General features: G+C 35.5%; 16 protein-coding genes. 5 read left to right on the plus strand and 11 right to left on the minus strand.

What is annotated here, in order from left to right; genetic code table 11:
* Positions 1–112: 112 nt before the first annotated feature.
* The 3 genes from purU to BM084_RS17910 all read left to right on the plus strand — a co-directional run bounded on the left by purU (position 113) and on the right by BM084_RS17910 (position 2,043).
* On the plus strand, positions 113–964 hold the full coding sequence (gene purU / locus BM084_RS17900) for a formyltetrahydrofolate deformylase (protein WP_093306428.1): 852 nt from the start codon (positions 113–115) through the stop codon (positions 962–964).
* 62 nt (positions 965–1,026) lie between these two features.
* Positions 1,027–1,734, plus strand: coding sequence for a DUF4197 domain-containing protein (locus BM084_RS17905; protein ID WP_075326146.1), 708 nt, complete (start codon positions 1,027–1,029; stop codon positions 1,732–1,734).
* Between the two features lie 126 nt (positions 1,735–1,860).
* Positions 1,861–2,043, plus strand: a complete 183-nt coding sequence (locus BM084_RS17910; protein ID WP_075326145.1) for a Lacal_2735 family protein — start codon at positions 1,861–1,863, stop codon at positions 2,041–2,043.
* On the opposite strand, the gene BM084_RS17915 is transcribed toward BM084_RS17910, so the two are convergent.
* The 3 genes from BM084_RS17915 to prfA form a co-directional block, all read right to left on the minus strand.
* Positions 2,040–2,813: an ABC transporter substrate-binding protein gene (locus BM084_RS17915; protein WP_093306430.1), complete on the minus strand. Its 774-nt coding sequence runs from the start codon at positions 2,811–2,813 to the stop codon at positions 2,040–2,042. The genes BM084_RS17910 and BM084_RS17915 overlap by 4 nt on opposite strands.
* 9 nt (positions 2,814–2,822) lie before the next feature.
* On the minus strand, positions 2,823–3,641 hold the full coding sequence (gene pyrF / locus BM084_RS17920; RefSeq protein WP_093306432.1) for an orotidine-5'-phosphate decarboxylase: 819 nt from the start codon (positions 3,639–3,641) through the stop codon (positions 2,823–2,825).
* Between the two features lie 136 nt (positions 3,642–3,777).
* A complete protein-coding gene (gene prfA, locus BM084_RS17925; protein WP_093306435.1) occupies positions 3,778–4,854 on the minus strand; it encodes a peptide chain release factor 1 in 1,077 nt (358 codons plus the stop codon).
* A 381-nt stretch (positions 4,855–5,235) separates the two neighbouring features.
* On the opposite strand from prfA, the gene BM084_RS17930 reads away from it, so the two are divergent.
* Entirely contained in the window at positions 5,236–5,895 is a 660-nt protein-coding gene (locus BM084_RS17930) for an ATP-binding cassette domain-containing protein (RefSeq protein ID WP_075326141.1), read from the plus strand.
* A 53-nt stretch (positions 5,896–5,948) separates the two neighbouring features.
* Here BM084_RS17930 and BM084_RS19045 read toward each other — a convergent pair whose 3' ends face one another.
* The 8 genes from BM084_RS19045 to BM084_RS17970 all read right to left on the minus strand — a co-directional run bounded on the left by BM084_RS19045 (position 5,949) and on the right by BM084_RS17970 (position 13,469).
* Complete coding sequence (locus tag BM084_RS19045; protein ID WP_143083684.1) at positions 5,949–6,281, minus strand: hypothetical protein; 333 nt, start codon at positions 6,279–6,281, stop codon at positions 5,949–5,951.
* A 496-nt stretch (positions 6,282–6,777) separates the two neighbouring features.
* Complete coding sequence (locus tag BM084_RS17940; RefSeq protein WP_075326139.1) at positions 6,778–7,956, minus strand: AIR synthase related protein; 1,179 nt, start codon at positions 7,954–7,956, stop codon at positions 6,778–6,780.
* Between the two features lie 116 nt (positions 7,957–8,072).
* Positions 8,073–9,563, minus strand: a complete 1,491-nt coding sequence (locus BM084_RS17945) for a carboxypeptidase regulatory-like domain-containing protein (RefSeq protein WP_093306440.1) — start codon at positions 9,561–9,563, stop codon at positions 8,073–8,075.
* A complete protein-coding gene (locus BM084_RS17950; protein ID WP_093306443.1) occupies positions 9,563–10,975 on the minus strand; it encodes a CsgG/HfaB family protein in 1,413 nt (470 codons plus the stop codon). The genes BM084_RS17945 and BM084_RS17950 overlap by 1 nt, the downstream gene beginning before the upstream one ends.
* An 11-nt stretch (positions 10,976–10,986) precedes the next feature.
* Positions 10,987–11,385: a curli production assembly/transport component CsgF gene (locus tag BM084_RS17955; RefSeq protein WP_093306445.1), complete on the minus strand. Its 399-nt coding sequence runs from the start codon at positions 11,383–11,385 to the stop codon at positions 10,987–10,989.
* Between the two features lie 19 nt (positions 11,386–11,404).
* Positions 11,405–12,157, minus strand: coding sequence for a curli-like amyloid fiber formation chaperone CsgH (csgH, locus tag BM084_RS17960; RefSeq protein WP_177195729.1), 753 nt, complete (start codon positions 12,155–12,157; stop codon positions 11,405–11,407).
* Between the two features lie 5 nt (positions 12,158–12,162).
* Entirely contained in the window at positions 12,163–12,648 is a 486-nt protein-coding gene (locus BM084_RS17965; protein ID WP_075326134.1) for a hypothetical protein, read from the minus strand.
* Between the two features lie 68 nt (positions 12,649–12,716).
* A complete protein-coding gene (locus tag BM084_RS17970; protein WP_177195730.1) occupies positions 12,717–13,469 on the minus strand; it encodes a hypothetical protein in 753 nt (250 codons plus the stop codon).
* A gap of 945 nt (positions 13,470–14,414) precedes the next feature.
* Between BM084_RS17970 and BM084_RS17975 the strand changes: the two genes are divergently transcribed.
* Positions 14,415–14,699 (plus strand): transposase (locus tag BM084_RS17975; RefSeq protein WP_143083681.1); only part of this gene is annotated, 285 nt, incomplete at its 3' end.

The raw sequence follows: 14,699 nt of genomic DNA on the forward strand, positions 1-14,699 counted from the left end.
CAATTTACGAAAATTGTAATTCTCAGGAGCCTTCCGTGATATTAATATAATTCTAAAATCAGGCCTAATGAAACAACCCAAATTGTTTAATTTTATCTTTTAAAATCCTGCTATGTCAAAAATTACGCTTCTTATCCATTGCCCTGACACTTCAGGAATTATTGCTCACGTTACCTCCTTTTTTTATAAAAAGCAGGGCAATATTATTTATATAGATCAATATGTAGATGTAGAAAATACTGTTTTCTTTATGCGTCTGGAATGTGAGTTTAATGCGGAAACCAATATTAGCGCCACCAAAGAAGAATTTAAGGAAACTGTTGCTGAAAAATATAATATGTCCTGGGAAATGTATTCAGACAATACACTACCCAGAATGGCCGTTTTTGTTTCTAAATACGACCATTGCCTTTATGATATTTTAAGCAGGTATAAATCAAACGAACTAAAGGTATTTATACCATTAATTATTAGCAATCATAAAGACCTTGAGCAGGTAGCACAAAATTTTGGAATTCCGTTTCATCATATTCCCGTAACTGCCCAGACAAAAGAAAAAGCTGCTGAAATCCAGCTGGAATTGCTTCAAAAAGAAAAAGTAGATTTTATTGTCCTGGCCAGGTATATGCAGATAATACCAAAATCTTTAATAGCATGTTTTCCCAATCGAATCATTAATATTCACCACTCCTTCCTGCCTGCATTTGCCGGAGCTAAACCATATCACCTGGCTTACAAACGAGGTGTAAAAATAATTGGAGCTACCAGTCATTACGTAACTGAAGAGCTAGACGCTGGCCCTATAATTGAACAGGATATCACCCGCATTTCACATAGCCATTCAATTAAAGACCTTATTTTAAAAGGAAGAGACCTGGAAAAAATTGTTTTAGCCAAAGGAGTGAAATATCATATTGAAAGAAAAACCTTGGTTTTCAATAACAAAACTATAGTTTTTATTTAACAGCTGTTTTCCCGACCAATCGGTTTCTTTCCAAAAATGGTACATTTGCAAAAAAGCATTCTATGAAAAAGATTACTCTCATTTTAAGCATATTTATTTTCTCCTCCTGTGCTGAATTACAAACAATAGCCGAAAATTACCCGCAAGCAGGCGTTAGCAATACCGAAATAGCTTCAGGTTTGCGCCAGGCTTTAGATATGGGAATTGAAAAGCAAGTCACTAAACTTACCGAGGAAAACGGGTTTTACAACAATGATCTGGTAAGAATTACGTTGCCGGCAGAACTGCAAAAGGTAGACAAAACCCTCCGCGATATTGGGCTGGACGCTTTAGCAGATCAAGGCTTAAAAGTATTAAACAGGGCTGCTGAAGAAGCAGTTAAAGAAGCCACTCCAATTTTTGTAAATGCCGTAAAAGAGATCACGTTTAATGATGCGCGAAATATTCTATTAGGCCAGGATAATGCCGCCACAATGTATCTTACCGGCAAAACCGAAGAGCCTCTTTACAGCAAATTTAATCCTGTTGTAACCAATTCCCTGGAGAAAGTAGGTGCTACTGAAGTATGGACCAATATTATAAACCGATATAACAGTTTACCGCTAACCAGCAATGTGAATCCAGACCTGGCCGATTATGTAACCAATGAAGCTTTAAACGGTGTTTATACAATGATCGCGTTTGAAGAAAAAGAAATAAGAGAAAAGGTTTCTGCAAGGACTACAAATCTTTTACAACGAGTATTCGCATTACAAGACAACCAGTATTAAAAGGGCATCTCTAATATTTTAACATTTAAAGCCTTAAAGAAAGATTTTTTACATGAACATTAACGCCGACTTAGCAATCCTTTGCGGTGTTGGCTCCTATCTTTGCATCAAAGACGAAAACAAATTATGTTCAAAATCTTTGAAACAAAATCTACAGAAGAATGCCTCTGTGATAAGTATACTCACCTTATGCACAAAGCTTACAAGCTGGCACTTACCGATAAAGAGGAAAGTGACCGCTTAAACGCTCGTGCAAAATCCATTCTAAGGGAACTTCGAAGAATGAATTATGATAAAATAGATTATTAGCTTCTAAGCGTTTTAAAATAATCTATTGCTCCCACCAATCTTGATCCATACCAGCTAAAATATTCCCCGTCTACCAGTTGAATTTCAATATTTAATGCTGAAAAATATTCTTTATGTTTCTCTTTAAACGGATAAGGTTCTGAAGAAAGTAAAATTACATCGGGATTTTTGGCTTTTATTTCTTCAAAAGAAGTTTCGGGATATCGAGACTCTTTAAATACATTTTCAAACTTATTTAGTTTTAAAAGCTCGTCTATAAAAGTTTCCTTACCGGCCACCATTAAAGGTTTTTTCCAGATAAAATAGGCTACTTTTTTTACCGGTTTATCCTGAAGTTTTTCCTGTAGAACCACAATTTTTTCCCTAACGGAATTTACCATTGTTCCCACTAAAGCTTCTTTCTGAAAGATCTCACCGTATTGATGCATCAATGTAAAAGCATCGTCAATTTTCACAATATCTGAAACATGTACGGGAGCAATTTCTTGTAGCTCTTCCACCATTTCTTTGGTATTCTCCTCTTTATTACAGAGAATAATATCTGGCTCTAAAGCTTTGATTTTTTCAATCTTAACCTGCTTGGTACCGCCTACTATGGTTTTGGTTTTCCGAAGATATTGGGGATGAACGCAGAATTTTGTGATGCCTACCAGGTTTTCCTCCAAACCTAAGTCTACCAGAAGTTCGGTTTGACTGGGAACTAAGGAAATAATTCGTTTTAGAACGTTGGGAAGGGAAATCTTTCTTTGTAATTGATCTATCACTTCCATGTTAGAATTTTAAAGTTTCCTCAACTCTTCTGCCATTTGCTGCTGAAGCACTTCAGCTTTGGCTCCAGCTATTTCAGCGAAATTTGAAGATTCTGAAGCATAAATAATCTTTCGGGAAGAATTTACTAAAAGACCAACATTTTTAGTCATTCCGTATTTACAAACGTCTTCCAGTTTTCCGCCCTGGGCACCAACACCAGGTACTAACAAGAAATTTTCAGGAATAATCTCCCTTATTTCTTTCAGAAATTCAGCTTTAGTCGCTCCCACAACGTACATCAAATTCTCAGAATTTTTCCAGGTTTTAGAGGTTTTAAGTACTTTTTTATAAAGTTCTTCGCCATCAATTTGCTGAGTTTGAAAATCGAAAGCACCTTCATTAGAAGTTAAAGCCAGTAAAATTGCCTGGCGATTGTCAAACTCCAAAAATGGCTCTACTGAATCTTTTCCCATATAGGGCGCTACCGTTACCGAATCGAAACCGAGATCCTGGAGAAAAGTTTTAGCATACATTCTGGAAGTATTACCAATATCGCCACGTTTGGCATCAGCAATGGTATATATTTCGGGATATTCGTGGTGAAGATAATTGATTGTTTTTTCTAAAGCCTGCCACCCTTCAACTCCATTAGCTTCATAAAAAGCGATATTAGGCTTATAAGCCACGCAAAATTTATGCGTAGCGTCTATTATAGCTCTATTGAATTCAAAAATAGGATCGTCTTCAGACAATAAATAGGTGGGAATCCTATCTATATCCACATCAAGTCCCACACATAAAAACGATTGCTTTTTAAAGATCTGTTCAGTTAATTCTTGTGGGGACATAGGTTAGTTTTTTGTAATTAATATGATTCAAAATAAAAAGAAAATTCCGCTTTCGCGGAAAGTAATTCTTAAAATAAAGTATTTGTCATACTTAAAAAATAAAAAAAGCGACCTCCGCCTTCGCGGAGGTGACAGTTTAAAATATATCTGAATTTTCTTTAAGCTTCTCTGTATTTTCTACAAATCGCAATTCGTCCAGTATTTTTTGAATATCCCCATTTATGATGTTTGAAAGATCATAAAGCGTAAGATTTATACGATGATCTGTAACCCTTCCCTGGGAATAATTATAGGTTCTAATTTTTGCACTACGGTCACCACTGGAAACCATAGAATTTCTTTTAGCAGCATCCGCTTCCTGCTTTTTAGCAAGTTCCATTTCATATAAACGGGAACGTAATACTCTAAAGGCTTTCTCTTTGTTCTTATGCTGCGATTTTTGATCCTGGCACTGTGCCACCAATCCTGTAGGCTCGTGAGTCAATCGCACGGCAGAATAAGTAGTGTTCACCGATTGCCCACCGGGACCGGAAGAACAGAAATAATCTATTCTCACCTCTTTTGGATCTATTTCTACATCAAATTCTTCAGCTTCAGGAAGTACCATTACGGTAGCTGCAGAAGTATGCACACGACCCTGTGTTTCGGTTTGTGGCACACGTTGTACACGGTGTACACCGGCTTCAAACTTCATTGTACCATAAACATCTTCACCAGAAACTTCAAAAATCATCTCTTTAAATCCGCCACTGGTACCTTCGCTATAATCTACAATATTATGCTTCCAGCCTTTGCTTTCCACATATTTGGTATACATTCTATAAAGATCTCCGGCAAAAATACTAGCCTCATCACCACCGGTACCGGCCCTAATTTCTATTACCACGTTCTTGGCATCGTCTGGATCTTTTGGAACCAGCATCATCCTAATCTTTTCTTCCAGCTTTGGCACTTCCTTTTCGGCTTCTTCCAATTGCATTTTGGCCATTTCGGTCATTTCCGCATCGCTGCCATCGACAATAATTTCTTTGGCTTCTTCAATATTATTGGTGAGTTCCAAATATCTTTCGCGCTCATCCATTAAAGCCCTAAGATCTTTATATTCTTTATTTAATTCTATGTATCGCTTTTGATCTGAAATCACATCGGGCTGAATAATAAGATCATTCACCTCATCAAAACGCTGCTTTACTATATTAAGCTTCTCAATCATATAATCACACTGATTTTAGGAAAACAAATTTACGATAAATTGGGCGAATTATAAGATTGAAAAAAGAATTGTAAATTGAAACGATCTTACGACTTTTATGATAAGCAAAACCAAGGCAATATTTTATTTTTACAAGCAATTTATTTTGATATCTATTTTGCTGAATTTTGTATTTCTATTTTATAGAAACCCGTTGATTTTGATAGTCATATTTAAGCTTGTGCTTAGTTTACTGGTATTTTACGTTTATAAAACCTCATATAAAAACCAGTTGTATCTTTACCAAAACCTTTCTTTAAGTAGTATTCAACTGTTCTTTTTTAGTTTTCTTATAGATTTTATTTTCATCATAGTTTCCGCCGGAATTTATTCTCTGATAATATGATCTTCGAAATTGATAATATTGAACTTTATTTTGCCGACAAGCAAATTCTTAACGGAGTTTACTTAAAGGCTGAAACAGGAAAAGTTACCGGAATACTCGGTCCTAATGGCTGCGGCAAAAGCAGTTTGCTCAATATTTTCTTCGGAAGGCTTCAGCCCAGGCACAAATTGATTAGAATTGACAAGAAACCTTACCTGAAACCACTTTTTAAATACGGAATGGTAAACTATTTACCGCAACAAAATTTTATTCCGCCCAAAATGAAACTTGAAACCTGCTTTCAACTTTTTAAGGTAGATCTAAGGGAATTTTTAAAGATTTTCCCTGAATTTAAGGCCGCAAAAAACAATAAAATGCGAGAGCTTTCAGGGGGACAACAACGTGTAGTGGAAATTTATATTTGCCTAAATAGCAGAGCTAAACTTATTCTTTTAGACGAACCATTTTCGCATCTTTCGCCATTGTATGTAGAGAAAATTAAACATTTACTTCAAAAATTAAAGAAAAAAAAAGCCATAATTATTACAGACCATATGTATCGGCATATTTTGGATTCCAGCGATGAGATTTATCTTCTAAAAAATGGAAGTACACAGCTTATTAAAGAGGAAAAAGCTTTGGAAGATTATCAGTATTTAAGAGTTGGTACGTTTTAGATTTATAGCCTAAAAACAGAAAATTTTAGTTTAGGCTTTCTTCAACTTAAAGATTAAATTTCAGTATCAATCCCCTCAATGTAATTAAATTCCAAAGGTTTCATCCAGAAAAGAATAATTAAACCAAGGCTAAAAATATGAAGAAATCTATCGGGGTAATAAAATACAGGCATATCTAAATAGAAGGCTATAAAGAAATTCACATCAGAGAGCGCCAGGAAAAGTGCAGCTAGCAAAAAATAAGAACTTTTTTTGTTGCTGTACCTATTATTATAAGTAATTGCTGTTCCAACCAACATCATCGTTAGAATGGTAAAGCCCAAATAGGCCGGATCAAAATAATCGTACAAATGAACTTCTGGGACCATATCTAAGAGTTCAAACAATAGATAAATATTAATACCTACCACGGCCAGACCCAGAAACAATTCAAAAAATCTAAATTTTATAGCCCGAATTTTAGAAAAAACAATTAAAATCAACGCAAAGAAAATCAAAGATCTGGAAATAAAAGTTATAAAATTAAAGATTTGATTTTCGTAAAAAAGAAGCGCAATATCGCAAATCCAAAAGGAAAATAAAACATAATGAATTTTAGATTTAAAAGCCTGGAAAGACAAACTCCATAAAATAAAATACGAAGATGTTGCGACCCTTACCCACCTGCTGGCTTCTTCAGTAAAAAAATAGAGACTAAGTAAATTGAGTATAACCCAAGCAACGGTTGAGGCAAAAACAAATTTGGAGTTATATATATTCAATTTATTCGCCAATAGGGTATATTTTTAAAGGTAAGTAAAGAAACCTTAAAAACTTAGCTTGAAATTGTATGCAATCTATACTTTTTAAAAATCACTACTATCAATAAACTATAAGAAGTTTTTAATACTCAAATTTCCCAAACTCACTGTTAATAGTAAGTTTCTTTTCATCTGCAGCTTCCACCCTACCAACAATTTGCGCATCTACATTAAAAGATTTAGAAATAGCGATAATCTCTTCGGCAATTTCAGGATTTACATAAAGCTCCATACGGTGACCCATATTAAAAACCTGGTACATTTCTTTCCAGTCGGTTTTGCTTTCTTGCTGAATGAGTTTGAAAAGTGGTGGCACCTCAAACATATTGTCTTTAATAATATGCAAATTATCTATAAAGTGAAGAATTTTGGTTTGGGCACCTCCGCTGCAGTGCACCATCCCATTAATTTCATTATTACTGAATTTTGAAAGTATCTTCTTAATAATTGGTGCGTAAGTTCGGGTGGGAGAAAGCACTAATTTCCCAGCGTCTAAAGGTGAATTTTCAACTTTATCAGTTAAAGATTTAGTTCCGGAATAGATCAAATCTTCAGGAATATCGTTATCAAAACTTTCAGGATATTTTTCGGCTAAAACCTTAGAAAAAACGTCGTGGCGTGCAGAAGTAAGTCCGTTACTACCCATTCCGCCGTTATACTCCTTTTCGTAAGAAGCCTGGCCGGAAGAAGATAAACCAACAATTACATTTCCGGGTTTAATATTGGCATTATCAATTACGTCAGATTTTTTCATCCTGGCGGTTACGGTAGAATCCACAATAATAGTTCTTACAAGATCGCCAACATCGGCAGTTTCGCCACCGGTAGAATGAATCTCAACGCCGAAGTCTTTTAACTCGGTAATCAATTCTTCGGTTCCATTAATTATTGCTGAAATTACCTCACCCGGAATTTTATTTTTATTTCGCCCAATTGTGGAAGACAACATAATATTATCTACAGCGCCCACACAAAGCAGATCGTCTATATTCATAATTAGTGCATCTTGCGCAATGCCCTTCCAAACCGAAAGATCTCCGGTTTCTTTCCAATACATATAGGCCAGGGAAGATTTTGTTCCTGCACCATCGGCGTGCATAATTAGGCAATGATCTGCATACCCGGTAAGATAATCGGGCACAATCTTGCAAAATGCTTTAGGAAATAATCCTTTATCTACATTTTTAATTGCATTGTGCACATCTTCTTTACCTGCTGAAACGCCGCGCTGAGCATATCTTTTACTAACTTCCTGACTCATAATTATATTGTTGAAGCCCCAAAGATAAACAGATTAGCTTAGTCGCTGAAAGATTATAAAATAAAAAAAGCGATAGCAAAAAATCCGCTACCGCTTTCCCCCGAAAAGAAAAATCTTTATTCCCAGTCAGGCATCTTTGCATTAGAATATAATTCCTGCCTACTGGATGCTCCCCCGTTTTCAATAAGGGTTTGTTCTATAAACATTTCTGAAATCCCATCGTTAGAAGTATTTACATAAGTAACTTCGGCTTCACTTGGGGAAAACCTTGGATCTAAATCGTTTGTTCCTTCAGGTTTATCATCACTAATATCTGTACTTTGGTTGGTGTTGAAATTATAAATAAACATTCTGGAATTAAGTTGACGATAGTCGGCACTCTCATAACCTGAAACATCCCGGGTATACAAGAGTCTTTGGTTATCTACCGATAAATTTAAACCACCCAGAGCACCATCGAGTCCAGATATTACAGATTTTATAAAATTACCAGACATATCTATAGTATAAATTTCAGCATTATAACCGGTGGCATTATTTACTAACAATGCAATTCGGGTATTGTCATTACTAACATCAACCTCTGTTATAAACTTGCCGTTAGGTTCTTCATAAATTAGGCTTGTTCCGCCGCCGGTTACATTTACCCTGTATAGTTTTTCGAAATTTGGATAAACCAAACTAGCGCCATCGTTAGCCCAGGAAAAGTCTACTTTCTCGAGGTTAAAGCCGTTTACAGGAATGTTGGAAGTGATTTGCGTTTGAGCCGATCCATCTAAATTCATAGTAAAAAGATGGGTTTGATTGCCTACCGTTCTAAGGAAAGCAATTTTATTGGTACGATGATTTTTACGTGGCCTGAAACTGTTTTGACTGGCAGAAGTTAGCTGATATTCATTTCCGTTTAAATCTCGAGCAAATATTACATTATTGTTATTCATCTCCCGCACATACATAAACCTTGTTTTAGGAAATTCTAACGTATTAAAAGAATATACTTCACTTAAAACGGGATCGTTAAGGCTATCTGAAACCTTTACCTGCCAAAAATATTTATATCCATAATTTAATCCCTCAACTGTTTGTACAGTATCACGAAGTTCTGTAAACCGCATTACTTCGTTATTACGATCGTTTCTTATTTCAAGTTCGTAAGTAAGGGTATCGTTATCTGCATCCCGGGATTCCCAGGTAAAATCTACGGTGGTAGGTATTCCTTCGGCATTGTCCTGAGGTGTCAACAAAGTTGGTGCGTCGGGTTTTCTATTATTAGCATTTGCAGGTTGCATTTCAAAAATAACATTTACGTCAGCATTTGCTAAAACTTCAGCGCCTTCAAATTGGGTTAACAATCCTTCTTTCCTGGCCTGCACAGAATATTCATCTACAGGAACGTTTTCAATTATAAATTCCCCGTTCTCATCGGTAAAAACAGTAGAAGTTGCCGGTGTGGTTGAAATGCGTACATTTTCTATTGGTTCAAAATCACCCTCGGTCACTACGGTTCCGGTTATGCTTCCACTTTGTAAAGCATCAATCGTGTCTTCACTACACCCCACTGAAATGAAAATAAATAACAGCGGAAAAATATATTTTAGATTTTTCATTATTGATTGTTTAAGTTGTTATTTCTTTCACGTTTAGTTTTACCAAGGTGAAAATTAAGACCAATGCTAAAGTTGAAATAATGGTCGTTTCGCTTACCGTGAACAAACCGGTCCAGTTCGTCGTTAAACATAAGGTTATGCTCTGCAAAACCTCTTATGCCCAACTTATCGGTAATCATATACTCGAGCCCAAGGCCGTATTGAAGTTTAAAATGCGTTGAAGACATTCCATCAGGCACCTCATCGCTATCCAAACCAAAAACAACGCCGCCTCCGGCAGATAAATAAGGCCCAAAGGTGTCGTTAGGCAAAACATTATATTGTCCATTCACATCAAGGCCTACAAACTTTTCTGAAAATGCGCCCTGATTTTTAAGCTCAAAAGCATTGGCTGCCAGATTCACAGAAAGGGAAGGGAAAATATTATTGGTATAATCTACTCTTAACATTCCACCTGCTTCAGCGTTGGAGAAATCCCCGCTCATTAAAGAAGTCCCTACATTAACTCCAATAGAACTGCCGGTTTTATCTATAAACTTGCGGTCATATAAGCTTTCCATCCCAGCATCTTCTTTTTCGGTATTATAGAGAGCGATTAATTCGTTTGCTAAAGGTTGCTGATCTTCTCTGGGAGTCCATAAATTATCCTGAATTCCCTCCAAAACCAGGGCTTCTACCCCTTTTTCTATAGCTTCGGTAACCGCTAATTGTACAGGCTCGTTTCGGGTAAAGCCGGTTTCAGCTTCCATTAAACGCTGAAAACTCACATATTTAAATAAGCTGGCATCTAAAGCCTGGGAAAGTATAGTTTTAGAAATGTAAACATTCTTTAAAATTCTTCCACTGGAAGTAGAAACAGCTCTTAGATAAATAGTCACCCTGTCCTGTCTATACTGGGTAGAACCACCAACACCAAAATACCTGGCACCTAAACCACCAGTAATAATATTGGTATCGTAAGATACTATACCTCCTTCCAGAATAATTCCTGCGTAAAGCAAAGGTGGAAGTTGCGGTTCATTGGTATTAGAATTAGCTCTGTATTCCTGGCGGGTAGAACGAATTATATTTCTTTCGTTTAAAAGGTTTCCTACGTTTTCTCTTTCTATGGTAGTAAACCATTTAGAGTCTTCAAGAGCTTTAATAAGAATTGAAGTAGCTCCCTGGGTTACGGCTGTACTAAAGGTACTCCCCATTTCTGAGGGTTTATACTGGCCGGTTAAATCTCTAAAATTATAGACTCCTACTACCACCGGTTCTTCGGGTAGAGGGAGATTTTTAAGGGCGGTTGTAGCATTTGTACTCTCCCCTATTCTAGCATCCTGATAGTCTACAGGTTGGTTAAAATAAGATCCGCAAGAACAAAACAGCACCACTACCCCCACTAAAATGGAGTATTGCAAAAATTTCATAAATAGGAGGTTTATTGTGGAACTATTATTTGAGTTTGCTCGCCGGTATTGGTATCAAGAATATTGATTACCAAACCTTCGTTAGAGGGAAAAATATCTATTGCCAAACTGCCAAAAGTATATTTTCCTTCCTGTAAACCTGCTTCGCCAAATTCTTCAGTAAATAACTGCCGGCCTACCTGGCCCAGTAACTGTGAATTTAAACTTTGGGTAAATTGTTGCATTTCAGAAAGTTCCTTGCGTGCAGCATCAGGATCTTCAAAAGAATTTTGTGATTGCGCACTGCTTAAAAGCCACTGGTAGTTAAATGTATCACCACCAAATGCGGGATTTTTAGGTGTATAAACCAATTCTTGAGCAGATATTGGGAGACACCAAAAAAATAATAGAATTAAAACTAATCTTTTCATAATCGGGGGGATTAAAAAATTAATATTGTGAAATCTTTTCGCTTCGGTTTTTTAGGTATTCCATATACCTATTCACCTGTTGTAAGGCCGTAACAGCCTGTTCTTTTAAATAGTCTAATTTTGGTCTGGTAAAAAATTCATAAATCACCTTATCATCTACCTTTACCATTATTTTTGTTGTTCGGCCAAAACTTATCATTTCTTCTATTTCTATCATTTTATTACCTTCTACAGGATTTAAACTGTATTGCTGGTAAAAAAAGTCGTAGAAATCTTTTCCGGGTTTCGTTTTTGTTCTTTGAATAACCATACTGGTTAATTCAATTCCTTCGTTTCTTTTTTCATAAGAGAGTTGGTTTTCTTCTTTTTCCTCTGTTTTCTCTTCAAATACAATTCTACTGGTACCCATAACCTCATCATCTTCGTTATAAATTATTAAAAGAATAATGCTGCGTTGTTGTGGGTTAATTGAAACTGTAGTTGAAGAAAGTTCCCGGGTTTCAAAAGGCTCTAAAGTGAACCGGCCCGTTTGAGAATTTTTGGAAGAATTATTATCTCCAGATGAAGTAATTACCGATAACTCGTAGTGCAAACTATAAGTAGCCTCGGTTAAATTTTTAGAAATTCCCGTAATCTCCAGGAGATTATCCTTATTATCATTGGTTTTAATAGAAGCTTCTACTTCTGAATTAAAATTTTGAGCTTCAGCAGAAACTGAAATTAAAAAAATAAGAACCAGTAAATTCAATGGTCCCGATATTATTTTTCTCAATGAAATCATTTAAAATTTCTTACAATTAAAGAGCGTGAATCACCATTCATATGAAATTTCAGATTATTTCCAATAGAATTAGAACCAAATTGTTCAAAATGATGGTTTTTCCCTTGCTGATTAAGCTCTAAACTTATTTCTTCTCCAGGACTGTTCACAAAATTGAAAGCCTTATGCCTGTCTCCATTTTGTACAATTGAAGATGAAAAGGTTGTGGCAGTAACATTAGAATAAATATTATTAAAATTTCCATTTTGAATGTAAACAGATTTATTCTCCTGGGCTCTTACCGAAGTATATACCTGGTTTCTATCTCCAATTTGATTTATGAAGACTTCATTATTTACCTGTTTATTCTCCTTTTGCACACTTGCCAAAAGATTTACTACAACCTGATTTTGAATTCGATTATGAGTTAAATTATCCTGGGCAGTTAACTGGAAATTAAAACAAAGCAGTAATAAAAAAGTGCTAAAACCAATACTTCTCATAAGATGAATTTTTAAATAAAAATAACCCGGACGCCTAAAATACATCCGGGTTATTTTCTATTTATTAATTAGTTTGCTGATGGAACTAAGTTACCCTGGTTAACCATTGAAGTGTTATGGTTTCCACTCTGGTTCACTAAGCTCATATGCATGCTACCACCTTGAGTAACAGTGCTGGCATTATGATTTCCAGATTGCATAGACCAGGACATATGGCGATCTCCTTTTTGTTCTACATCACTAGTGTTGTGATCTCCAGTTTGGGTTACGTAAGAATTACTTCCCCATCCGTTTTGGTAAACATCACTCTCATTGTGGTTTCCAGATTGAAAGGTATAAGATTCATGACTTGCACCAGTTTGAAAATCGTCAGCAGAGTTATTATCCCCAGACTGCGTTTGAATAGAAACATGGTTGCTGTTTAATTGCTCGATACTAGCATCGTTGCCGTTTCCAGATTGTATTTGCATAGCCACACCATTTACAGTTCCGCTTCCTGCACCATTTGTATATGGAGAATCTTGAGAAATTACAGCTTCGTTGTGGTTACCACTTTGATATTGCATAGAGAAATTCGCCGCTGGTCCTTGTAGACCATCATCATTCTGACCTGAAATAGCAGAGTTATGACTTCCGGTTTGAATAACAAAAGCTTCATTATACTCAGCTTTTTGATCTACATCAGCAGAGTTATGATCTCCAGATTGAGAAACAAAAGACAGGTTAGATAATCCTTGTTGATCTACATCAGATTGGTTATGATTACCAGATTGACCAACAAGACTTGAATTACTTTGAGCAAATGCAACTGCCCCAAACATTAGCGCGCTAGCGCAAAAAATCACTTTTTTCATAATAAAAAATTAAGGTTAAAAAAATATTTAAATTAAAAACTTACAATTTCACTTTGGGGCAAAACGAGTCTTCTTCATAACTATAATAAAACTATACTATAGAAATAGAATTAATGTTGGGGGCATAATGTGTAGGGAGTTAGAATTTGACGCAACCTTGGGGGGAAGGTTTAGGGGGGTGTTAAATTCTGATGCTAATATAGGATGGATTTTAGGACGAAAATATACTTTTCGATGAAGAGCTACATTTTTTGACAAGATGTGAAATGAATCTTAAAGGAATAATTATACGGGAAAACCCGTATGCACTTATTTGAATTAGTAGGAATTTTCTTATCCTCTTTATATTTTATATAATTCATTGAAAAGCAGATTCTAAATCTTTAGTTTTCAGTAGATTTATAAAAATTACAGTTATAAAAATTTTAAAAATTTAATAGGAAGAAATAAAATTATAGCCGCGCTCTAAAATCTTTAAAAAAGTTGAATTAATCGATATGGTGTGAAATTTCCTATAAAATTTATCCAAATAATAAGCTCATTTCAAAAGAAGACTAAAACACACATAAAGCACTGATTTATAATATTTTATAGTTATTTTACAAGTCCCCGATAAAAATTGAAGAAATTCTGCGCTAAAAAGCAGTTTAATACACGCTAAAATAAAAATTGTAGGAAATAACTTATAATTCTTAATAATAATAAAGGTAGTTTCCGGTACGGGAAAGCTCCAAAAATGCGGAAATCCTCTTAAAAACAGAAAAAGTCTTCTGTAATAGAATTAAAATAATGAAAATAGTACTCAAATTAGGTAATTAAAATTTTAAAATTAGTTCTGAAACAAAAAAGAGGCTGTCTGAAAAGGCAGCCTTTCTTGTTGGATTATTTTGAGGTTTTTATTATTTTCATGTAATGAAAGCTAAAGTTGTATTTAAGACCTATAACCAGTCGCAGTTAAGTCTTTTACCTCCCAGTTATGATGATTTGGTTCCTGTAAATCATCCCGTTAGAATCGTCAATACGATTATTGATCAAATCGACATCGCTGACCTGGAGCGAAGTTACAAAGGAGGTGGTACTTCCAGTTACCATCCTCGGATGCTTCTTAAGGTGATCATCTATGCGTACCTGCGCAATATGTATTCCTCTCGTAAGATAGAACAGGCTCTTCTGGAGAACATTCATTTTATGTGGCTC

The organism is Salegentibacter agarivorans (assembly GCF_900113135.1).
Taxonomy (GTDB): Bacteria; Bacteroidota; Bacteroidia; order Flavobacteriales; family Flavobacteriaceae; genus Salegentibacter; species Salegentibacter agarivorans.